This is a genomic window from Ottowia sp. VDI28 (assembly GCF_049532675.1).
GTDB lineage: Bacteria > Pseudomonadota > Gammaproteobacteria > Burkholderiales > Burkholderiaceae_C > Ottowia.
Genome location: NZ_CP149820.1, coordinates 227,695 through 249,168, shown reverse-complemented (window position 1 = coordinate 249,168; position 21,474 = coordinate 227,695). Strand labels below are relative to the sequence as shown.

At 62.7% G+C, this 21,474-nt stretch carries 21 protein-coding genes and 1 pseudogene; 5 read left to right on the top strand and 17 right to left on the bottom strand.

Annotated features, from left to right (window positions below):
• Positions 1-15: 15 nt before the first annotated feature.
• Entirely contained in the window at positions 16-597 is a 582-nt protein-coding gene (locus tag WJU18_RS01165) for an NnrU family protein (RefSeq protein ID WP_423458350.1), read from the top strand.
• A gap of 100 nt (positions 598-697) precedes the next feature.
• Positions 698-1,774 (top strand): 3-deoxy-7-phosphoheptulonate synthase, encoded by a 1,077-nt coding sequence (locus tag WJU18_RS01160; protein ID WP_423458349.1) that lies wholly within the window; start codon positions 698-700, stop codon positions 1,772-1,774.
• A 54-nt stretch (positions 1,775-1,828) separates the two neighbouring features.
• On the opposite strand, the gene WJU18_RS01155 is transcribed toward WJU18_RS01160, so the two are convergent.
• From WJU18_RS01155 to WJU18_RS01135, 5 genes are all read right to left on the bottom strand, one after another.
• On the bottom strand, positions 1,829-2,767 hold the full coding sequence (locus WJU18_RS01155) for an EamA family transporter (protein WP_423458348.1): 939 nt from the start codon (positions 2,765-2,767) through the stop codon (positions 1,829-1,831).
• Positions 2,764-3,774, bottom strand: a complete 1,011-nt coding sequence (locus WJU18_RS01150) for an SDR family oxidoreductase (protein WP_423458347.1) — start codon at positions 3,772-3,774, stop codon at positions 2,764-2,766. Before WJU18_RS01150 ends, WJU18_RS01155 begins: the two co-directional genes overlap by 4 nt.
• Positions 3,771-4,700: a bile acid:sodium symporter family protein gene (locus tag WJU18_RS01145; RefSeq protein ID WP_423458346.1), complete on the bottom strand. Its 930-nt coding sequence runs from the start codon at positions 4,698-4,700 to the stop codon at positions 3,771-3,773. Before WJU18_RS01145 ends, WJU18_RS01150 begins: the two co-directional genes overlap by 4 nt.
• Positions 4,701-4,730: 30 nt before the next feature.
• Entirely contained in the window at positions 4,731-6,026 is a 1,296-nt protein-coding gene (locus WJU18_RS01140; RefSeq protein ID WP_423460908.1) for a flavin-containing monooxygenase, read from the bottom strand.
• Between the two features lie 120 nt (positions 6,027-6,146).
• A complete protein-coding gene (locus WJU18_RS01135; RefSeq protein ID WP_423458345.1) occupies positions 6,147-6,992 on the bottom strand; it encodes an SDR family oxidoreductase in 846 nt (281 codons plus the stop codon).
• Between the two features lie 70 nt (positions 6,993-7,062).
• On the opposite strand from WJU18_RS01135, the gene WJU18_RS01130 reads away from it, so the two are divergent.
• Positions 7,063-7,818: an IclR family transcriptional regulator gene (locus WJU18_RS01130; RefSeq protein WP_423458344.1), complete on the top strand. Its 756-nt coding sequence runs from the start codon at positions 7,063-7,065 to the stop codon at positions 7,816-7,818.
• Positions 7,819-7,851: 33 nt separating this feature from the next.
• Here the strand turns inward: WJU18_RS01130 and WJU18_RS01125 are convergent, their stop codons facing one another.
• The 5 genes and pseudogenes from WJU18_RS01125 to WJU18_RS01105 all read right to left on the bottom strand — a co-directional run bounded on the left by WJU18_RS01125 (position 7,852) and on the right by WJU18_RS01105 (position 13,714).
• Complete coding sequence (locus WJU18_RS01125; protein WP_423460907.1) at positions 7,852-8,835, bottom strand: NAD(P)H-quinone oxidoreductase; 984 nt, start codon at positions 8,833-8,835, stop codon at positions 7,852-7,854.
• Between the two features lie 38 nt (positions 8,836-8,873).
• Positions 8,874-9,845 (bottom strand): Bug family tripartite tricarboxylate transporter substrate binding protein, encoded by a 972-nt coding sequence (locus tag WJU18_RS01120; RefSeq protein ID WP_423458343.1) that lies wholly within the window; start codon positions 9,843-9,845, stop codon positions 8,874-8,876.
• Between the two features lie 26 nt (positions 9,846-9,871).
• Positions 9,872-10,735 (bottom strand): amidohydrolase family protein, encoded by an 864-nt coding sequence (locus WJU18_RS01115; protein ID WP_423458342.1) that lies wholly within the window; start codon positions 10,733-10,735, stop codon positions 9,872-9,874.
• Complete coding sequence (locus WJU18_RS01110) at positions 10,732-12,915, bottom strand: acetate--CoA ligase family protein (protein ID WP_423458341.1); 2,184 nt, start codon at positions 12,913-12,915, stop codon at positions 10,732-10,734. Before WJU18_RS01110 ends, WJU18_RS01115 begins: the two co-directional genes overlap by 4 nt.
• Positions 12,912-13,714: pseudogene (locus tag WJU18_RS01105) on the bottom strand (enoyl-CoA hydratase). Before WJU18_RS01105 ends, WJU18_RS01110 begins: the two are co-directional and overlap by 4 nt.
• A gap of 103 nt (positions 13,715-13,817) precedes the next feature.
• Here WJU18_RS01105 and WJU18_RS01100 point away from each other — a divergent pair.
• Positions 13,818-14,603: an IclR family transcriptional regulator gene (locus WJU18_RS01100; RefSeq protein WP_423458340.1), complete on the top strand. Its 786-nt coding sequence runs from the start codon at positions 13,818-13,820 to the stop codon at positions 14,601-14,603.
• 35 nt (positions 14,604-14,638) lie between these two features.
• Here the strand turns inward: WJU18_RS01100 and WJU18_RS01095 are convergent, their stop codons facing one another.
• The 7 genes from WJU18_RS01095 to WJU18_RS01065 form a co-directional block, all read right to left on the bottom strand.
• Entirely contained in the window at positions 14,639-15,673 is a 1,035-nt protein-coding gene (locus tag WJU18_RS01095) for a CaiB/BaiF CoA transferase family protein (RefSeq protein WP_423458339.1), read from the bottom strand.
• A gap of 15 nt (positions 15,674-15,688) precedes the next feature.
• Complete coding sequence (locus WJU18_RS01090; RefSeq protein WP_423458338.1) at positions 15,689-16,495, bottom strand: enoyl-CoA hydratase/isomerase family protein; 807 nt, start codon at positions 16,493-16,495, stop codon at positions 15,689-15,691.
• 307 nt (positions 16,496-16,802) lie between these two features.
• Positions 16,803-17,057 carry a translation initiation factor IF-1 gene (gene infA / locus WJU18_RS01085; RefSeq protein WP_423458337.1) on the bottom strand — a complete coding sequence of 85 codons (255 nt, stop codon included), beginning with the start codon at positions 17,055-17,057 and terminating at the stop codon, positions 16,803-16,805.
• A gap of 306 nt (positions 17,058-17,363) precedes the next feature.
• Positions 17,364-18,362, bottom strand: coding sequence for a Bug family tripartite tricarboxylate transporter substrate binding protein (locus WJU18_RS01080; protein ID WP_423458336.1), 999 nt, complete (start codon positions 18,360-18,362; stop codon positions 17,364-17,366).
• Between the two features lie 11 nt (positions 18,363-18,373).
• A complete protein-coding gene (locus WJU18_RS01075; RefSeq protein WP_423458335.1) occupies positions 18,374-19,549 on the bottom strand; it encodes a 4-hydroxybenzoate 3-monooxygenase in 1,176 nt (391 codons plus the stop codon).
• A complete protein-coding gene (locus WJU18_RS01070; protein WP_423458334.1) occupies positions 19,549-20,391 on the bottom strand; it encodes a class III extradiol dioxygenase family protein in 843 nt (280 codons plus the stop codon). Before WJU18_RS01070 ends, WJU18_RS01075 begins: the two co-directional genes overlap by 1 nt.
• Positions 20,391-20,753, bottom strand: a complete 363-nt coding sequence (locus WJU18_RS01065; RefSeq protein WP_423458333.1) for a protocatechuate 3,4-dioxygenase — start codon at positions 20,751-20,753, stop codon at positions 20,391-20,393. Before WJU18_RS01065 ends, WJU18_RS01070 begins: the two co-directional genes overlap by 1 nt.
• An 85-nt stretch (positions 20,754-20,838) precedes the next feature.
• Between WJU18_RS01065 and WJU18_RS01060 the strand changes: the two genes are divergently transcribed.
• Complete coding sequence (locus tag WJU18_RS01060) at positions 20,839-21,354, top strand: MarR family winged helix-turn-helix transcriptional regulator (protein ID WP_423458332.1); 516 nt, start codon at positions 20,839-20,841, stop codon at positions 21,352-21,354.
• Positions 21,355-21,474 lie beyond the last annotated feature (120 nt).

Sequence of the window (21,474 nt, the reverse complement as noted above, 5' to 3'; positions counted from 1 at the left end):
TGGAGTTCTGCTGCCATGTCCATTCTGATTCTCGGCCTCATCCTGTTCCTGGGCGTTCACTCGGCGCGCATTTTTGCCGAGGACTGGCGCACGCAAACCATCGCGCGCGTGGGCGAAAAACGCTGGAAGGGCATCTACACTCTGATCTCGCTAGCGGGCTTCGCGCTCATCATCTGGGGATTCGGGTTCGCGCGGCAACAACCCGTGGTGTGGTGGACACCGCCCACGGGGCTGCGGCATCTCAACGCGCTGTTCACCTTGGTGGCTTTCATACTGATTGCGGCGGCCTATGTGCCGCGCAATCAGATCAAGGCCAAGCTGCACCACCCGATGATATTGGGCGTGAAGCTATGGGCATTCGGCCACCTGCTGGCCACCAGGACGCTGGCGGACACCATTCTGTTCGGGGCGTTTCTGGTGTGGGCGATTCTTGCGTTCCGCGCGGCGCGCCAGCGCGATCGGGCGCAAGGCATTACCTATCCGGCCGGTACGCTGGGCGGCACCTTGACGACCGTGGTCGCTGGCGTGGTGATCTGGGCCGTGTTCGCGTTCTGGCTTCATGCGCTGTTGATCGGTATTGCGCCGTTGGGCCGCTGAGTATTTCCGGGACCGCCAAGCTCCAGCTTGGCATTGCAGCGTACCCAGGTAGCGCCGGTGCCAAGCTGGAGCTTGGCGGTCCCAGGGCGATAATTCGGGGATGAACCCGGAATCCACCCACGACACGACCCGCATCGACGATACGCGCATCGGCGCGGTGCGCCCCCTGATCACGCCCGCCCTGCTGCTGGAAGACTTACCCGCGGCAGACGCCGCCCAGGCCCTGGTGGAGGAAAGCCGGGCGGCCATCTCCCGCGTGCTGCACGGCGAGGATGACCGGCTTGTGGTGGTGGTCGGGCCTTGTTCGATCCACGACCATGCCCAGGCGCTGGACTACGCTCGCCGACTGAAGGCCGAGGCCGACGCCCTGGCGGATGACCTGCTCGTGGTCATGCGCGTGTATTTCGAGAAGCCCCGCACCACCGTGGGCTGGAAGGGCTACATCAACGATCCGCATCTGGATGGCAGCTTCGCCATCAACGAAGGGCTTCGGTTGGCACGGCGCCTGCTGCTCGATGTGCTCGAGGTTGGCTTGCCGGTGGGCTGCGAATTCCTGGATCTGCTGAGCCCGCAATTCATCAGCGACCTGGTGAGCTGGGGCGCCATCGGCGCGCGCACCACCGAGAGCCAGAGCCACCGCCAGCTGGCCAGCGGCCTGTCGTGCCCGGTGGGCTTCAAGAACGGTACCGATGGCGGCGTGAAAGTGGCGGCCGATGCAATCGTGGCTGCCCGCTCTCCGCATGCGTTCATGGGGATGACCAAGATGGGTTTGAGCGCCATTTTTGAAACGCGCGGCAATGACGATTGCCACGTGATCCTGCGCGGCGGCAAAGCGCCCAACTACTCCAGTGAAGACGTCAGCGCGGCCTGCGCGCTCCTGAAAGCCGCCGGCTTGCGTGAGCAGGTCATGATCGATGTCTCGCACGCCAACTCATCCAAGCAGCACGCGCGGCAAATCGTGGTGGCCGAAGATGTAGGCCGGCAGGTGGCCGGAGGCGATGCGCGCATCATGGGCGTGATGATCGAGAGCCATCTGGAAGAGGGCCGCCAGGACATCGTTCCCGGCCAGCCTCTGAAGCCAGGCGTGTCGATCACCGATGCCTGCATCAGCTTTGAACAAACCCAGCCCGTGCTGCGCGGGCTGGCTGACGCGGTGCGTGCCCGGCGGAACAGGTAGGCGCCCTAGGAGCGTGGGCGGCTCGGCGCCCCCGCTCCTAGCCTCCAACACCCTCTATCGGTCCCAGCGCAATCGTCGGCTTCCACCCTGCCCGATCCAGCGCCCGCCGAACTGATTGACCATCATGCCCGCCAGCACGCCCAGTGTGCCCAGCCACTGCAGCACGGTGGGCCGCTCGCCGAGCAGGAGCATGGCCGCGAGCAAGCCGACCACGGGCACCAGCAATGAGAATGGTGTGATCCGCCCGGCCGCATGGCGCTGCAGCAGCTCGGTCCACCAGCTGTAGGCCAGCAAGGTGGCCAGCAGGGCCAGATAAAGCACGGCCAATAAAGCCTTGCCGTCCATGCCCTGCCATTGGGCGGTCAGCGCTGGCCAGCCTTCTGACCACCAGGCCAGCAGAACGAATGGGACGATGGGCACCAAACTGCTCCATACGATGAACGGCAAAGGTTTGTAGCCGGGCACCGCCTGCGCGGCTTTGCGCACCACCAGATTGGACAACGCCCACATCAGGGCCGCCCCCACGGTCAGCACCAACCCGGCGAGCGTCATCTGCCCGGCGCCTTCGCCGCGCCCCAGTGCAATGACCAGCAGGCCACCAAAAGCCAACGCCAGCCCGGCCCATTGCGATGGCCGGGCTTTTTCATGGAGCATGGCCACGGCGAGTACGAGCGTGAAGAAGGCCTGGGTCTGCATGACCACCGAAGCCATACCCGCCGTCATCCCCAGTTTCAGCCCCAGGAACAGCAGGCCGAACTGGCCGAGGCCCTGCGCCAATCCATAGGCCAGCACGTACCGCGCCGGAACGGGAGGTGGCTTCACGAACAGAATGAAGGGCAGCGACGCCACCATGAAACGAAGTGCCCCCAATAGCATGGGGCTGAGCGTTTGCAGGCCCAGCTTCATCACCACGAAGTTCAGCCCCCAGATCAGGACGACACCGAGCACGCGCAGTTGGTCCCCGCGCGAAAGACTCACCGCCTGGGTGCTCATGCAGTGATGCTCCGGCCCTGCGCCCGGCGCGCGGCCACGAATGCATCAAAGGCTTCGGCACTGGTCTTGCTCGGCACATAGCCCCAGCGCTTGAGCGCGGTATTGAGCAGCACGGGCCTGTAGCGCAGAAAATCCAACTGCTCGGGCCCGTAGCGGCTCACGCCCAGGCGCGAACCGACGAACAGCGCGCCGCGCAGCAAGCCTGCGGGCAGATCCAGCGTGGTCTTGCCCAATCTTGCCGCGATCTGGTGAATGGTGAGCGCACCATCGCCCGCCAGGTTGTAGCAGCCGGGTGCGCCGCCATCGAGGGCGTGCAAGATCGCGCCTGTGACGTCTTGATCCCAGATGAAGACGAACGGGCTGTCGCTGCCACGGATGGCCAACAGGCGTGGCTTCTCAAACAAGGCCGTGATCTGGTTGTCCACGCGTTCGCCCAGAATGGTGCCGATGCGCAGCACGGTCTGCGCCAGCTGCGGCTGATCTTGCCGCCATTGCGCCAGCATTTCCTCCACCAGCCGTTTGTGATCGGAATAGGCGAACGCCTGGTTGCCGCGCAGCGCGTGGTGTTCCTCGATCCATGCGGGGTTGTCGGCATGGTAGCCATAGGCTGCACCACTGGAAGAAACGACCACATGTCGTACGCCCTGCGCCACGCACGCGCTCAACACATTGCGCGTGCCGTTGACATCCACGTCGTATTCGAGCGCGCGATTGCTGTCCTTGCCGGGCGTGACGATGGAGGCCAAGTGCACTACGGTGTCGATGCGGTGTTCGCGCAGCACCTGGCTCAGCGCCGGATCGCGCACATCCATGGCGGCATAGTGCACGCCAGCCACCCGCCGCTCCGCAGGCACGGGGCGTACATCCAGGGCGACCGCCGCCGTCGCATCGCGTTGACCCAGAGCCTGGATCACGCTACGGCCCAGAAAGCCATCTGCCCCGGTAACCAGCACGCGCTGAGCATATGCCGCACCCTGAGCGGCCCTCGAAGAAACCATGGAATTCATACGGCACGCACCTCCAATGCCGGCGCTCCCTTGGGTGCTTTTCTGCCCCACGCGCTGGCCAGCACCAAGCCCGCGATGATGTCCCAGAAGCCCCAGACACCTGCCACCACGGCCATGCCGCCCAGGCCGCCAAAGAAGCTGAAGATCAATACAAGACCCAGCCCTGCATTGCGGATACCGACTTCCATGGTCACCGCGCGGCGTTCATAGTCTTGCAAGCCGGTGGCTCGGGCGCACAAGTAGCCGGTGGCAAACGCAATCGCATCGTGCAGCGCCACGGCCAGGAGCACCAGGCCCACGTAGTCAAGGAAGAAGCGCCAGTTGCCAGCAATAGCCCCGATGATGAAGCCGATCAGCGCCAGGAAGCTGACGATGCGCACCGGCTTGGTGACCTTCTGCGTGGCGCGCGGAAACTGGTGCGCGCACCACAGGCCCAACACGAATGGAATACCAATGATGATGAGAATATGGCCCAGCATCTCCAGCGGATCCAGGGCAATTGTCTTGAGCAAGGCTGAGGCCGTAGGATGCAGGCCACCCCAGAACGAGAAGTTGAGCGGCATGACCACGATGGAGATGGCGTTCGAGATCGCCGTCATCGACACCGACAGCGCCACATTGCCCTTGGCACGGTGCGTAAGAATGTTGGAGATATTGCCCGGCGGGCAGCAGGCCACGAGGATCATGCCCAGCGCGATGCTGGGCCCCACGCCCAGCAACAACGTGAGCGCGAAGGTCACTGCAGGCAGCACCACGAACTGCGCCGCAATGCCCACGGCCATGGCCCAGGGCATGCGGGCCACGCGGCGGAAATCCTCAAGCTTGGTGTCCAGCGCAATGCCGAACATCAGGAACGCCAGCACCGCGTTGAGCAGCATGAGCGAAGCGGGATTGAAGTTCAGCCGTATTTCATCTACCGGCAGCATGGAAACCTCCTTCTTCTTATTGGAGCGTGTTCAACGCAGGGCTTCAGAGGCCTGCCGCACGGCATTGCGGTAGGTGTCCTTGTGGACGTAGTAGGCCATGCGCTCCAGCTGCAGATACTGGTAGCCGCCCGTCAGGTCTGGCGCCGGCCCGGCGATGGCCGCCTGCAGGCGCTCAGCCGCGGGTGTATGGCCATCCAACCCCTTGAAGTAGCGCGCCATCAGCTCGGCCTGCTCGTAGCGCCCCTGCCAGCCAATACCGCTGGCCTCGATCATCCCCAGTACCGCCAGGCGCCGGTAACGCGGTGCAAAGATATTCATGTACAACTGCGGCGCCATGCCTTGCCAGTTCAAGTGGGCGCGGTCGATAAACGGATAGTGCAGCGCATAGCCCGTGGCGGCCAGCACCATGTCATAGTCCTGCCGGCTGCCATCCTTGAAGTGCACGGTATGCCCCTCAAAGCGCGCGATATCGGCCTTGACATGAATATCGCCATGGCCCAGGTGATGCAGGATCAGCGAGTTCACGATGGGGTGGGACTCGTACATCCGGTAGGTGGGCTTGGGAAAACCAAAACGCGTGGGATCGCCTGTGAACCACTTGAGCACGACGGTATCCAGCCTTTGCTTGAGCCAACGCGGTAGCGGCTTCCTCCCGCCCAACGTGTCCGCCGGCTTGCCGAAGACATACTTGGGCACGAAGTAATAACCGCGGCGCACGGAGATATCCACACTCTGCGCATAGTGCACGGCATCCACTGCGATGTCGCAACCGGAGTTGCCCGCGCCGACGATGAGCACCCGCTTGCCCTTGAACTGCTCGGCGCTCTTGTATTGGCTGGTGTGCAGCAACTCGCCCGTGAACTGCCCTTCAAACCGTGGAATATTAGGCTCTGCCAGCGTGCCGTTGGCAATCACCACGCCCTTGTAGACAGCGCTCTCCAACTCGCCCGCGGCGTTGCGGATGCTCACGCGCCAGGGTGTTGCCGGGTCGTCCTGCCGCAGCGGTTCGACGCGTTCCACACGCACGCCGAAACGGAAGTGGCGGCGAAGGCCGAAATGATCCGCGAAGTCCGCGAAATACCGGTTCAACTCGCGATGGCTGGGGTAGTCGGCCACCTCATCGGCCATGGGGAATTCGGAGAACTCCGTCGTGCGCTTGCTCGAAATGAGGTGCGCGGACTCATAGACCGTGGAACGAGGATTGCCGATGTTCCAAAGCCCGCCCACGTCGGTATGGGCCTCGAAGCCCTGGAAGGGAATTCCCAGTTTCTGCAGATTGCGCGCGCCGGCCAGGCCCGATGGCCCGGCACCGATGAGCGCGATCATCTCTTCGGTGGACACAGCTGGCCGCGCCCCGATCCCCCCGGGCCCAGGCCCTGTATGGCTGTCGCTTCGCATCGTCTCTGTCTCCGTCATGGTCTTGTGATGTCAGATTCTCAGGCGTTCTCAGCGCTTGGCAGGCGGTGCGCCAAGCCCTGGAATATCAGTGGCCCCAGCTTCCCCTGGCCGAGGCTTGCGCGGCTGGCCGCGAAGCAGCTTGTCATGCCAGGCGTCAGGCAGGCAGCTCAGCAGATGCGAGAGCCAGCCGATGCGCCGGGGCAGCACGATGTGCTCGCGCCCCCTGCCCACAGCCCGCAACATCATGCGGGCCGCTTCATGCGGCTCCATCAGCCCGGGCATGGCAAAGCGGTTGCCGGCCGTCAGGGGTGTACGCAGATAGCCAGGGCTGACGGTATGCACGCTGACAAGGCTGCCGCGCAGCTCCGCCCGCAGGCTCTGCAGATAGCGGATCAGTCCGCCCTTGCTGGCGCAATAGGCCCCATTGCCCGGCATGCCACGCCAGCCGGCAATGCTGGCGACGCCTACCAGCGCGCAAGCCGCCTCAGGTCGTCCACGCAGAGCATGCAGAAAAGGCTGAAAGGTCGTGGCGGGGCCCAGCAGATTGATCTCCAGCATGCGGCGCATCACAGCCAGATCCTCGGCACGCGCCCCATCGAAACCTCCTGCCACACCGGCATTGGCAATCACCAGATCGGGCAGGCCCGCATACGCCATCCAATCTTCAACCGCTCGCCGCATCTCGTCGGCATCGGCCACGTCCAGCATGTAGATGCGGCAGTGCGTAGGCGACAGAGCGGCCAGTTCCTGCAGAGCGGGACGGTGCAGCCCCATCAGCGCCACCTTGGAGCCCTGGGCGATCAACTCCCTGGCCAGGGCTTGGCCCAGCCCGCCACAGGCACCTGTCAAGACCACATTCGCAAAGCGAGGCGTCGGAGCTAAGGTGGAGTTCATGAAGGTCACTCTATTAGAATGAATAAAAATCTCGGAAAATTTTCATGATTCGTCTCGGATTATGAGATTTATGCAAGAAGCTACTTCTCCCGGTCTACGCCTGTTCGACTTGCTGGAAATCCTGGCCCGCGAGGCCCGGCCGCTCACGCTGGCCGAGGCAGTGGCTGCCAGCGGCTGGCCCAAACCCAGCGTGCACCGGTTGTTGGCTCAGCTTGAAAGCGGTGGTCTGTTGGCCCGCGAGCCCGATGGCCGCCGCTACGCCCTGGCACCGCGCCTGCTGCGCCTGGCCGAGGCCACGCTGGCCGGCAGCACCCAGCAGGGCGTGCGCCATGCGGTGTTGCGCCAACTGGTAGCCGACATCGGTGAAAGCTGCAACCTCACCACGCTCTCGGGCGTGGAGGTGGTGTATCTGGACCGCATCGAGTCCGCTTTTCCGCTGCAGCTCAACCTGCGCCCTGGCACACGGGTGCCTGTGCATTGCTCTGCCAGCGGCAAGCTCATCCTGGCCCACATGCCATCACGCCAGCGTGCCGAACTCCTGAGCGGCCTGCCACTCGTGCGCTACACCGCCACCACGCTCACCAGCAGCGAGGCGCTGGAAGACGAATTCGTGCGCATACGCAAGGTGGGCTATGCCGTGGACGCCGAGGAATTCGTGGACGGCCTCGTCTGCGCCGCCGTGCCCGTGTTCAGCGGCGACGGACGCCATGTCCGCTGCGCCGTGGCGCTGCAGGCCCCCGTGGCCCGCATGACGCTGGCGCAAGCCGTTGAAAAAGTGCCGCGCCTGAATGCGGCTGCTCAGGCGCTGGCGCGGACGCTGAGCTAGGCGCGCAAGCAGATGCTTGCCGAACACAGGGCTTCAGCGGACGTCAAGCACAATCTTGCCGGCTTGCTCGTTTCGCTCCAGCATCCAATGCGCGTCTTCGGCTCGCTCCAGTGGAAATGTGGCATGGACCGGGATGCGCATGACCCCTTTGGCCAGCAGCGGCCAGACATTCTCGACCAGTGATTTGGCGATGGCTCGCTTCTCCGCCAGTGTGCGGCTTCGGATCACGGAACCTACGATGCTAAGCCGCCGCCGAATCAAATCGCGCACATTGATGGTGGATTCCACGCCGCGATGCGCGCCCAGCAATACCAGGCGCCCACCTTCGGAAAGCAGTGCCAGCTCACGAGGTACGTAATCGCCACCCTGGGCATCGAGAATCACATCCACGCCAAGGCCGGCGTTAGCTTTCCGCACCTGATCAGGCCAGTCGTCCACGCGGTAGTCGATGGCTGCATCCGCACCGAACGCCTCAGCCTGGGCTCGCTTTTCAGCCGTGCTCGCCGTCACGATCACGCGCGCCCCACGCAATGCCCTCGCCATCTGAATCGCGGCCAAGCCAACGCCACTGGTGCCCCCTTGGATCAGCACCGATTCTCCGAACCCCAAGCGCCCGGCTTCCATCAATTTCGTCCAGGCGGTAAAACAAACTTCGGGCAAAGCAGCCGCAGAGCGCATCTCCAGTCCTGCGGGAACCGGAAGACAAGTCGCGGCAGGAGCTGCCGCATATTCTGCGTAGCCTCCCCCTGGAATCAACGCGCAGACGACATCGCCGGCACGCCATGCGCCGACCTCTGCCCCACACGCCACGATCTCTCCCGCAATGTCGAGACCAGGAATATCCGTGACACCTGGCGGTGGCGGATAAAGGCCGAGCCGCTGCGTGGCGTCCGGACGATTCACGCCAGCGGCGGCCACCCGCACCAGCACCTCCCCGGCACCAATCCCGGGGACAGGCCGCTCCACGGCCCGCAGCACACTGGGGTCACCAAAGCCCTCGCATACAACCGCCCGCATGGTGCTCGGGGAAAACTGCCCCGGTTTGGCCACTGCGCTCATTCGTTGGAAATTTTCGCGGAACGTGCCACTTCCTTGTATGCCGCCACTTCATGCGCCAGCATGCGTCCGAACTCAGCTTGGCCGACGTTCTGCGGCTCAACCCCCTGCAAGCGCAGGTTTGCCTGAAACTCCGGCCGCGCCCCAATCGTGGCAATGGCTGCCGATAGCCTGTTGACAATCGCCGCAGGCGTACCGGCCGGTGCCAGGAGGCCAAGCCAGTTGTTGCCCAGAACACCGGGTACCTTGCTCTCCGCGAAGGTCGGGACATCGGGAAGCAGCGCAGAGCGCTTCTCGCCCACGATACCCAGGGCTCGCACGCGGCCGTCCCGAATGGCGGGGCCAGCTGACACGATGGAGGCGAAGATCACAGGCACCTGCCCCGACAGCAAAGCCTGATTGGTATCGGCGGAACCCTTGAAAGGAATATGGTTCATAGGCACGCCGCTGGCGCGCTCGAGCATCACGGCGGTCACGTGGGTAGTGGTTCCGATGCCGGGTGTCCCATAGTTCGGCGGCAACCCCGACGCCTTGGCCTGTTGAAAGAACTCCGCCAGCGTACGTGCCGGACTATCAGCCCGAACCACCAACATGTTGGGAGAGGTTCCAACCATGGTCACCGGGACAAAGTCATTGAGCGTGTCATAGGGCATCTTCGGCTGGACCGCCGGAAGTACCGTGTGGCTCCCAATGGCCATTAGAAGGGTATAACCATCTCGCGGGGCGTTAAGTACGGATTGCGCTCCGACCAACCCTCCCGCGCCAGCACGGTTTTCAATCACGAAGGATTGCTTCAGCTCTTTCTGCAGTTCATTGGCAAGGCTGCGCGCCACGATATCGAGCGTCCCGCCAGGCGGATAGCCCACCACCATTTTGACAGGACGTACCGGGTAGCCTGAGGCTGGCGTCTGCGCATACACAAAAGATGCGCAGGCCGCTATGGCAACGCAAAGAAAGCGAGCAAATTTCATGGGTGTTTCCTCCGTAGCAAATATGGTCAGGTGTCGAGCTGGAAAGCGCGAACGGCGTTGTCATGCAGCCATTTCCGCCGTACGTCATCGGCCAGCGGCAGTGCATCGATGTCGGCCAGCGCTTGCTCCACCGTCATGAGCGGGAAGGCGGAGCCGAAAAGAATCTGGTTCTTCAGAACATTGCCACCGTACTGCAGGAGCGATTCGTAACCGCTGCCCGCCACGCCCAGGTACTTGGGACGCACGGCGGCCAGGCCGATATAGACGCTCCGGTGTCTCCACGCCACCGCGATCAACTCCTGAATCCAGGGCCAGCCCGGCGGTGAGACCACCACGGTCAATTCAGGAAAATGAACCATGACCTCATCGAGCAACTGCGGGTGGCTGTTGCGGATCGGCGAGGTAGTCGAGAAATTGACGCCACTGTGCAGCACCACCGGGATGTCTAGCTCGATGCATTTCGCATAGAGCGGGTACATGCGCGCATCGTTGATGGCCAACTTGAGTTCAAAGCACGGCAGGTTGAGCCCGCGCATGCCCAGATCGCGCACTGCATGCTCAAGGTCACGAACGGCCTTGATGCCCTGATAGGGATCGACGCCCGCCAATCCCACATAACGATCGCCGTGAGCACGGCAAAAGCCGGCAACGTCCTCGTTGGAAACCTTGAAACCTTGGCTGGTAGTGAGGTCACGTCCTTTGAGAATGACACGCTTCGCACCGGTGCGCTCGTAGGTATCCAGATAGCGACGTAATGCCGCATCGCGATCGGTTACCGGCATGACATCCTCCTTGGTGGAGGCATATACGCGGCTGTAGTTGGCCATATGGGTGCCGCGGTCCTCGAACTCCGGCACCGGTGGCTTGCTGCTGAACTCGATATAGCTCACGATGCCATCTCCGCCAACGCCGGTGATCCCTCACTCGGCCTCTCCTCTGCACGCAACCTCACCACGCAGTCGACGGCAACCGCGCTGCCTTCCGCACCCACTTCAGCGATGAGCGGGTTGATCTCGATCTCATCCAGTTGATCATCCAGTTCCTCAGCCAGGCTGGCGACGGCAATAACGGCGCGCACCACTGCCTCAATATCGCAGCCGGGTTGGTTGCGATACCCCGCCAACAAGGGAAACGTCCTCAGACGTTCAAGCATGGAACGCACATCGCTTGCGTCTACGGGCAGCAGGCGATGCTGCACATCGTCCACCAGTTCGGCCATGACTCCTCCGAACCCAAGCGTCAACACCAGGCCAAACAAAGGATCCCGATGCACGCCCACCAGCAACTCAATGCCGGCGTGTACCTGACGCTGCAGCACTACCCCCTCGACACGGGCCCCAGGAGCCGCGGCGGCCACCGCCGAACGCATCGCATCGTGAGCCGCTCTCACCTGATCCTCATTCACAAGTCCCAAGCGCACGCCTCCGACTTCGGTCTTGTGCGGGATATCAGGCGAAAGGATCTTGAGCACAGCAGGAAAACCCGTTCTGCGCGCAGCCATCACCGCCGCGTCCGCATCGCCACACACAATGTCCTGTGTAACCGCCACGCCCTTGCTTGCAAGAAGCCACTTGCCTTCGCGCTCGGTCAGGCTGGACGCGCCACGAGCGCGCGCCTCTGTCAGTATCTGCCGGGCTTCCGCCGACGCGGCAGTACGTGGTTGATCGACGTCGCGCCGCCACGGCCTGCCGGCCCGCCGCTGGGTATCCCGGCGCGCCAACGCCGCCAGGGCTGAGACGCCGCGTCCTACATCATGGAATACGGGGATACCGGCTGCTTCAAGGGCTGGCTGCGCCCGGCTGACACCGGTCACCATGACCGCCAGCATGCGCGTCGATCCCTCTGCTGCCCGCAGAATTTCGTCAGCCAACTTGTCGATCAAGTTGGACGTGGAAAAAAGCACGACAAAGTCCAGCTCCTGTGTTTGCAGCAGACTGGATAACGCTGCTCCGAAACCACCGATCGCATTCACTACGTTGGCAGTGATGTCCACGGGATTGGCCGTGCTGGCCATGGCTGGCACATTCGGGCGCAAACGCGCCTGCAGGTCCTCGCTGAGCCGCGGAACGCAGACACCGGCTGGCCCGAACTTGTCAGTCAAGATGGCGGCGAACGCGCCTGAAGTCGTCAGGATGCCAACGCGCGTGCCGCTGCTACGCCCTCCCTTGCTTGCGAGGTAGCTCAATTCCGCCAGTTGCTCCATGTCATCAGCCCGCAGCACACCTAGTTGCTCGAACGCTGCCTTGAAGACAGCGTGGCTTCCGGCCAGCCGGGCCGTGTGCGAGGCCGCGGCATCAGCACCCTGCGCAGTCTCTCCAACTTTGTAGAGCACGACGGGCACATCGCGGTCGCGCAAAGTCTGCAATTGCTCGATGAAACGGCCGCCATCATCCAAGCCCTCGATGTAGCCGGCAACGACCTTTGTACCGGTGTCGGCGGAAACATGTTCCAGATAGTCGCTGAAATCGACACAGGCCTCATTTCCGGTATTGAGCAAATAGCGCACGCCAACTCCGCGCGCCTGCAGCGTGTTGTGTACGGCAATCACCGCTCCACCGCTTTGCGCCACGATCGCCACGCCGCCGTCCATTGGCGGCGACTCTGCCATCGCAGTCATGAACGTGGCATACATGCGCCGCCCCACGTTGACGAGGCCGATCGCGTTGGGCCCCGCCACCAGCATGCCCGTGCGCTCGGCAAAGCGTTGCAGCGCCTGCTGCAGCTGCCGGCCTTCCACAGTGCCAAGCTCCGCGAATCCTCCGGCGAAGACCACTGCGGCTCGTACGCCGCGTTCCGCGCATTCATGCAGCGCTCCCAGAACGTCCTTCGCGCCGACCGCCAGGATGGCCAGATCAGGCACGAACGGAACCTCAGCCAGGCGTGCAAAGCATGGGTAACCCTGTACTGACGTGTACTTCGGGTTGACACCCGCCACCTTCCCTGCAAAACCATGCATGCGCGCCAATTGCAGCGGCCGCCCACCGATGCGCGAAGGCTCTTGCGAAGCACCCACTACGACGATGGAGCCCGGTTCCAGCAGCGGGTGAAGACGCTTGATCCCGCGGCTCATTTGGCACCCATGTTCTTCGCGGCGGAGATCGTGGCATCGAGGCCGCGCTGCAAGTTCTTCTGAAACTCGCCGCTGACGTGCGAGAGTTGATGTCCGTCGAAGTGAGCGCTCAACGCGACCCGGAATCCCTGTGCATCCCAAGTGCGGTTAAGCGATCGCTTGACCAGCTTCAACCCGAAGGGGGTGCATCGGCAACGGTGTTGGCAAGCCGAAGTGTTTCGTCCTCCAACGCTGCTCGCGGCACGACCTTGTTGATCATTCCTATCTGCAGTGCCTCCACAGCCGGCAAACGCCTGCCCGTAAAAAGCAGTTCCTTGGCGAGACGCATCCCCATGACCCAGGGATGAACCAGCACTTCAAGGCTGGCGGTTCCCATCGAATGCGCCACAGGATCGGAAAAGAATGCATCTTCGGCACAGACGATCAGATCGCACATGTTGGCCAGCATGAAGCCGGCGGCGATGCATGCCCCTTGCACTTGCGCAATCGTGGGTTTGCGCAAGTCGTGCAAACGCAGGCAGTAGTCGTAGAAGTGCTCTTCCTCGTAGAGCCATCGTTCCTCCACCGTGGGGTTGGGCCGCTCCGCTCGAGCGTTCTTCAGGTCGTGGCCAGACGAAAAGTGATCGCCCACGCCAGCGAGGATGACCACCCGAGCACCCTCGTCAGCCTCCGCACGGCGCAGCGCTTCGTCCAACTCGCGCAACAACATGCGGCTCTGTGCATTGCGCAACTCGGGACGATTGAGCGAAATGCGAACAACCGGACCAAGGCTTTCGTAGAGGATATTTTCGTAGTTGATCATGATTCCAATAAATGGACTTTCCATTAAATCCATTCAACAATGATGGAAGATATAGAACCATCTACCTTGGCGTCAAAAGAATTCAATTAAAGTTCAAATAATGGACTCTTCAAAGAACACCTCCCCCTCCGCAGCGCAAAGCGTGGAGCGTGCGGCCGCTTTGTTGCGCGTGGTAGCCGCACACGGCCCCGATGGCGCACGTCTTCTGGATGTAGCGGCGGAAACCGGCCTTGCTCGCCCTACCGCCCATCGCCTGCTGAAGCAGCTATGTGCCGAGCGGTTGCTCACCCAGGGGCAGGACCGCCGATACCTGCCGGGCTCCCTGCTGTACGAGCTTGGGCTGGCCGCTCCCTCGCCCATCCAGAGGCTGGATCGAATGCGTCCTCGGCTGCAAGCTTTGGCGGACCTGACAGGCGATACGGCCTATCTGGTCATGCGAAGCGGGGATGAAGCCGTTTGTCTCGACCTGGCAGAGGGCAGCTACCCGATCCGGGCACGCACCTTCGAGATCGGCGCCCGGCGCCCCCTGGGCATGGGAGCGGCCGGTTTGGCGTTGCTGGCCGCGCAGCCTGCGAGCGAGGCACGTGCGATGATGGAACGCAACGTGGATAGCCTGAACCGGCACGGGCTCTCGCTCGACACGCTTTTCGAGCGTCTGAATAACGCGCAGCCAGACCATGCGATCAGCTACGGAACGATTACGGAAGGCGTAATTGGCATCGCCGTTGTCGTGCCCACGCAGATAGGCGTTCCCTATCTGGCCGTGAGCATTGCGGCCATCTCTTCACGAATCCCGGATTCCCGCATGTCCGCCCTCTTCAAGGAATTGCGAACGGTCACTCATCAACTCGCCGTGATTGAAGCGTCTGGAGGATCTCGAAGCTAGGATTTGAATTCAAGCGCCATGCCTCCATCGTTCGTTCAGCGCCCGTCCAGGAACCGAGGTGCCACGGCAGGGCGGATATCGCCTTCGCCTGCTTGCCGAAATATTCCACGCGCCACGTTGTGCGGATGCACTGCGGCCTCAGCCATCGAGAGCACCGGAGCGAAGCAGACGTCGGTGCCCTCCAGCAATTCGCACCACTGCTTCTGCGTGCGGCTCTTGAAGATCGCCGCCACCCGCTCTTTCAATGCGGGCCAGTCAGCCTTCTGGTTCTGCCGGCCTCGATCGACTTCGTCCAGTCCCAATTTGGTGAGCAACAGATCATAGAACTGCGGCTCCAGGGCGCCCACGCTCACATACCGGCCATCGGCGCACTCGTAGGTATCGTAGTGAGGCGAGTCGTGGAAAGGGCTCGGCTTGCCGTTGTCAATTTCGCCTCGTCCCCGCACCCATTGGGTAATCATGCCAAGCATGGCCACGATGTCGACGATGGCTGCGTCGACCACGCGCCCAGGCCCGCCCGCACGGACATCGGCCAGCGCGCAAGCCACGCCGAACGCCAAGCCCAGTGCGCCACCAGCGTCTCCGACCACCGTGGGCGGAATGACAGGCGCTTGTCCGGGGCGCGCTGCCAGGGAGAGCAGCCCGGTGAGTGCGACGTAGTTGAGATCATGTCCCGCGGCCTGCGCGAGGGGCCCGCTTTGCCCCCAGCCGGTCATGCGCGCGTAAATCAGGCGCGGATTGCGGGCCAGGCATTCCTGAGGCCCCAGGCCGAGACGCTCCATCACGCCGGGCCGGTTGCCTTCGATCAGCACATCCGCGCTGGCCACCAGTTCAAGCGCTTGTGCAAGACCTTCCGCGGACTTCAGATTGCAGCTGATGATCTGCTTGCCCTCCCGCAACGGATTGACAGCGTCATCCGCTAGCTCGCCAACGACAGGACGCGCATTGGGGCGTGCCAGCACGGTCACCTGAGCACCCATGCCGGCCAGCATGCGGCCGGCTGCCGGCCCCGGGCCGATGCCTTCGAATTCGACGACGCGTACGCCTTGCAGCGGCTGTTGCAATGACATGGTTTCAAACCTCCATCAGGAAAATCGCTTGTCTGTAAACTGGGGCATTCGCTTCTCGATGAAGGCGCTGACACCCTCACGCCCATCGGCGGATAGGGCACAGCGTAACAGGGCTTGGCGTTCAAGATCGAGGTGAGTGCCCAGATCATGCGAGAGCGCGCTGTCGCACAGGCGCTTGATGCCGCCGAGCGAGCCGGTGGCACCTCGCGCAAGGCCGGCCGCCAGCTTGCGTGCGGCATCGGCCAAGGCTTCAGGGGGATGGAGTTCATCGACCAAGCCCCACTGCAGGCATTCTTCGGCGCCAATCACCCGATTGGTCATCAATATGACTTTGGCACGCACGGCGCCAGCGCGGCGCGCCAGGTAATACGAAGCGCCCAGATCGGGACTCAGGCCAATGGCAGAGTACCCGCCACGTAGTTTCATGGCGGTGGAAGCCAACACGATGTCCGCGCACAGCCCCACGGAAATGCCCGCGCCGCCGAGCGGCCCTTGCACAGCGCTGACCACCGGCAATGGCAACGCGGCCAGCTTCCGCATCGCAGGATGCAGTATGTCCAGCATGGCTTGCACCAACCGATCCAGGTCGGCGCGCCTTTCCACAAACTCGCGAATGTCGCCACCCGCGCAGAACTGCTTGCCAGTCGACGAAATGAGTACGGCCCCGATGTCAGCCCGAGCGGCTTGCTCTATCGCCTGGCCGAATGCCAGAGCAGTCGCGCTGTCGAGCGCGTTGGCCGCGTCTGGACGGTTCAAGATGATATGGCCCACTCCCTCTTCGACACGCCACAGCACAGGTACTTGCATTTCAGTCGTTGTCATCAATCCACCTTCAGGTTGTTCTTGCGGATCACCTCACCCCATCTTCGCTGAATCGGGCAATTACGTCCGCTCAAGTGCCTGATAGTGCCATAGCAAGCTACTGAGATGCGCCAATGTCGCTGATGCTGAAGACGGGTAGTTGTACTTTCCTGGCGCTGCATTCACCGCAGCCAGCGGGTCAGCCAACGCCTTGCAAGGGAGCGCTGGACACATAAAAAAAGGAGCGCAAACGCGCTCCTTTTCCATTTCCAGACATCATGCTGCTCCCTCGCCCCCCAAGGGACAGGTGCAGCCAGCTGCAAGCAGCTTACCTCGGGTTGCGCGGCGGCATCGGGCCGCGGCCATTGAGATGGCGGAAGTTGATGCGGCCCTTGGTGAGGTCGTAGGGTGACAGCTCCAGCGAGACGCGGTCGCCTGCCAGGATGCGGATGTGGTTCTTGCGCATCTTGCCGGCGGAATAGGCAATCAGCTCATGCCCATTGTCCAGCGTGACGCGAAAGCGTGTGTCGGGCAGCACCTCGTTGACGACGCCCTGCATTTCAATCAGTTCTTCTTTGGCCATACGCCACTCCTTGTACTTTGAACAGATACAGCCGGCGCGGGCGCTTGGCGTATGCGCGGGCGGCGGCAAGAAAAGGGCGCGGCGAAAATATGACAATCAGCGCCAGACGGTCAACGCGGCGGCCCTCATCAAGGTCCATTGGCGGCGCCCGCATGCGGGCGCCGCACGCGAGGCAACTCGGGCAATTTGCCCGCCTTGGCACCACTCACCCTTTTTGGCTAACCCGGTATTGTACTGGGATGCGGAAATTCCTGCAGAAAAGATTAGGAGTGGGCGGCGGCCACCCAGCCCCTCGCGGCAGGAGGCTCAAGTGGCGGTAATGTGCTGCTCCTTGATCAGGGCTCCGTAGCGCCTGCTGTCACTCTGCATGATTGCCGCGAACCGTGCCGCTGTCAGGGGCGTGGGATCGGCAGCCAGCGAAGCGATCTGGGCCTTGACGTTTTCAAGGATCAATGCAGCATTCACTTCCTTGTTGACCTTGTTCACGATGGCTGCGGGAGTTCCTTCGGGCGCGTACAAGCCATGGGTCGTGCCTGCGTCGAAGCCCTTGAGGCCTACTTCGTCCAGCGTGGGGACGTCCGGATACAGCGGCGAGCGCTGAGGAGCGCCAATCGCCAGCATCTTCAGCTTGCCGGCCTTCACATGCGGCAATGCGATACCCGGATCAAAGTAGAAATCGATCGCGCCGCCCAGCAGGTCCTGCATGGCAAGAGAGGCGCCGCGGTAGGGCACGTGCACGATGTTGACCCCGGCCTGGCTCTTGAGCATCTCCCCCGCCAGGTGCAAGCCGGTGGCATTGCCCGCCGAGCCATAGGTCACCTTGCCCGGGTTCTTTTTCAGGTAGGCCAGAAACTCGCGCGCATCGCTGGCGGGAAAATCGCCGCGGGTCACGAGGAATAGGTTCAGCCGTGCCACCGCGGCGACGGGTGCCAGATCCTTGTGGGGATCGAAAGGCATCTTCGCGAAAAGGTGCGGACTCGTCGTGATGGTGCTGCCGGCCGTCATGAGCCATGTGTATCCATCCGCCGTCGACTTGGCCACGATGTCCGCGCCGATGATTCCGCTGGCGCCGGCGCGGTTGTCAATCACCACGGGCTGGCCCAGTGCTTGCTGCAGCGGTGTTGAGACCGCGCGGATCAATGCATCCGGCGAGCTGCCGGCAGGAAAATTGCACACGATCTTGACGGGTCGCGAAGGCCATCGGTCCGCCTGGGCTCGCGCAAGAGCGGGCAAGCCGAGGCTTGCAGCCGCAAGACCTGCCCGTGACAACAAGCAGCGCCGGGAGAGACTGAAAGCGTGATTCATGACCTGCCTTTTCATGCGTCCACCGGCAGCCCGGTGAAATTTTCGGAGAATTCGAGGCGGCCTGGGCCGGTGGTGGTCATGTACTCCAGATCGGCGCGCTGCAACCGGCGGGTGAAAGCGTTGTCGCCAGGAAACTGGTGAACCATGGTGCACAGTCCGGCGGAAAAGCGCTGCACCAGCCACATACGCTTCAGGCAGATGTCAGAGTAGTTCTCCAGCCGCTGGCCGCGGCCATGCACGATTTTTTCGGTGAGCGCGTTGGCCAACACCTTCACATCGGCCATGGCGGAGTTCAGGCCCTTGGCGCCCGTGGGGGGGACGATGTGGGCCGCGTCGCCTGCCAGGAACAGGCGCCCGTGCTGCATGGGCTCAGCCAGAAAGCTGCGCATCGCCGTCACGCCTTTCTGAGTGATCCGCCCCTCCTGCAGCGGCGGCAGGCCAGGCACATCGAGGCGCTTGTGCAACTCGGCCCAGATTCGGTCGTCTGACCAGTTGTCCGGATGCTCATCAGGCTCGCACTGCAAGTACAAGCGCGTGACACTGGGCGAGCGGATGCTCATCATCGCGAAGCCGTCTTCGTGGCAGCCCCAGACAATGTCTTCTACTGCGGGCTTCGCCTCGGCCAGGATGCCGAGCCAGCCAAAAGGGTAGATACGGTCGTACACCTTGAGCTTGCTGACGGGAATCGATGCGCGCGCGATGCCGTGAAAGCCGTCGCAACCGGCCACGTAGTCGCATTCGAGCGTGCTTGTTTCTCCGTTTCGCTCGAAATGAATAGTGGGCCGCGCGCCCTCCAGTTCCTCGATGCGCGAAACCGGTGCGTCGTAGATGACTGGCAGGCCGCTGCGCTCGCGCGCGGCCATCAGATCGGTGACCACTTCATGCTGCGGGTAGACCCAGGTGTTGCGGCCGCATACCGATTCAAAGTCGATCGGACGCGACTCTCCGTTCACCCGAAAATCAATGGCGCGTTGCTTGAGGCCTAGCCGCCCGATGCGGTCACCGACCCCGAACTCCTGCATCATCTCGACCGTACCTTGCTCGAGAACGCCTGCCCGCAGCCGGGTGCGTACATGCTCCTTGGCTGAGCGCTCGATGATGACCGATTCGATGCCCTGCGTATGCAGGATCTGCGCGAGCATCAGACCCGAGGGCCCCGCACCGATGATGCCGACTTGTGTGCGCATCAGGCAGCCTCCTCGAGCGTGATGAGGCCCATGCCGGTAGTCATGGGCGCGTAGTAGTTGTGGTGCACTTTGCGCAGCGGACCATTCAGGGCGCCCCGCATCACCAGCCACATGATCAACTCAATACCCTCGACGCCATACTTCTCCATCATCTCCTGGTGCGTCAATCCAGCCAGGCTTTCGGGATCCTTTTCGATGCGCTCCAGAAACTCCAGGTCTTCGGCGCGGTTCATCGCCCCGAAGTGAGGGCCCGTCAATTGGTGGGACATGCCGCCTGTGCCGATCACCGCGACCTTGATGTCTTTTTCATAGCTGTCCACCGCCCGCCTGATAGCCCTGCCGAGATGGAGGCATCGGCGCGCTGTCGGCAAGGGGTGCTGCAGCACGTTGACTTCCAGAGGGACGCAAGCCACAGGCCAGCCGCCATCCTGCGGGTCGAAGCAGAGATGCATCGGCACCAGGAAACCGTGTTCCACCGCCATTTCCTGGCAGATCGTGATGTCGAATTCGTCATACACCAGCGACCGGCAGAGGTGCTGAGAGAACGCGAGGTCGCCGCGTATGGCGGGCAGGGGCCGCACGCCGAACCCTTCATCCGCGATCGCATAGCGGTCGGCACAGCCGACAGCGAAAGTGGGATATTTGTCGAAGAAGAAATCCGCGCCATGATCGTTGTAGACCATGATGCAGACGTCAGGCCGCTGCGCCTTCAGCCACTCGCGAACCGGAATATACGCATCGAACAAGGGCTTCCAGGCAGGAAGCGCCGTCTTCCCGCGGTCGTATGCACCACCGATCGAAGGAACATGAGAAGTGCCGATGCCGGCGACGATACGGCCCATCAGACGGCTCCCCGATCGTTGCGTGTGGCAAGAAACTGCTCATAAGTCTCGCCGCGCATCCTGGCGCCCATGTGATAGAGGCCGTTGCCCGTGACCACGCCGAGCTTGAGCAGAAAATAGATGTTGCCACCAGCGGCCAGCAACCCGGAGAAGTCGCGGTCTCGTACGAGCTGCTTTTCCTCTTCCGTGAGATGGTGGATTGCCATGAAGGCTTCCTCGTCTTGCCGGAAGGCGTCGCGGTGAGGCGCCTGCGACAGCGCATTACACATCTTGTTGATGCGATAGCCACGCCATGAACTGGCGAGATCGAAAACCTCGGAGCCCTGAATCCGGGCACCTGGCATGAGTTGCGGGGTCGTCATTGGCGTCTTCCTGATAAGGTCGAACCAAGTCTAGAAGCCGACCCCATAATTCATCTAAACAATTACTTTGGAGACGCACGTATCCATGTCGCTGGCACACCCACGCACGGTTGATGACTTGCTGAACTACCGGCTGAGCCATCTGTTCGCCGCCAGCGGCGCCATGGTCATCCGCTTGTGCGAAGGCCGCTACGGCATCACCCGAAGGGAGTGGCGCCTAATTGCGCTGCTGGCGGCGCACGGAGCGATGTCGCCCTCGGAGCTTTCCGAGCGCGCCCATCTCGAACGCGCCCGGACCTCGCGTCACATCACCGAGCTGGCCGGGCGCCAACTCATCCAGCGTGTGCCGGTACTGGAAGACGGCCGGCGGGCCAAGATCGAGTTGACCGAGGCCGGCAAGCACCTTTATGCGGAGCTGTTCCCGCAGTCCATGGCTTTCAATGCCGAGGTACTGTCGGTACTGACGCCTTCCGAACTAACGGCCTTCGACACCGCGCTCAGCAAGCTCACCGAGCATGCCGAACGTGTGGCAGCCTCACGGCCCGTGGCGGAAAAGGCCGACAGGCGAAATGGGGGAGCACGCAAGCTGCGGCCTCGTTAGCGGGACCGCCTTACTCGGGCACGTGGAAATTTGTAATGTCAGTATGCATTCATACCGTTACAACACCAACATCCCAGAGCTACCTTGTAACGGACAAAGCGTGCAGACTGGGCCACCTGT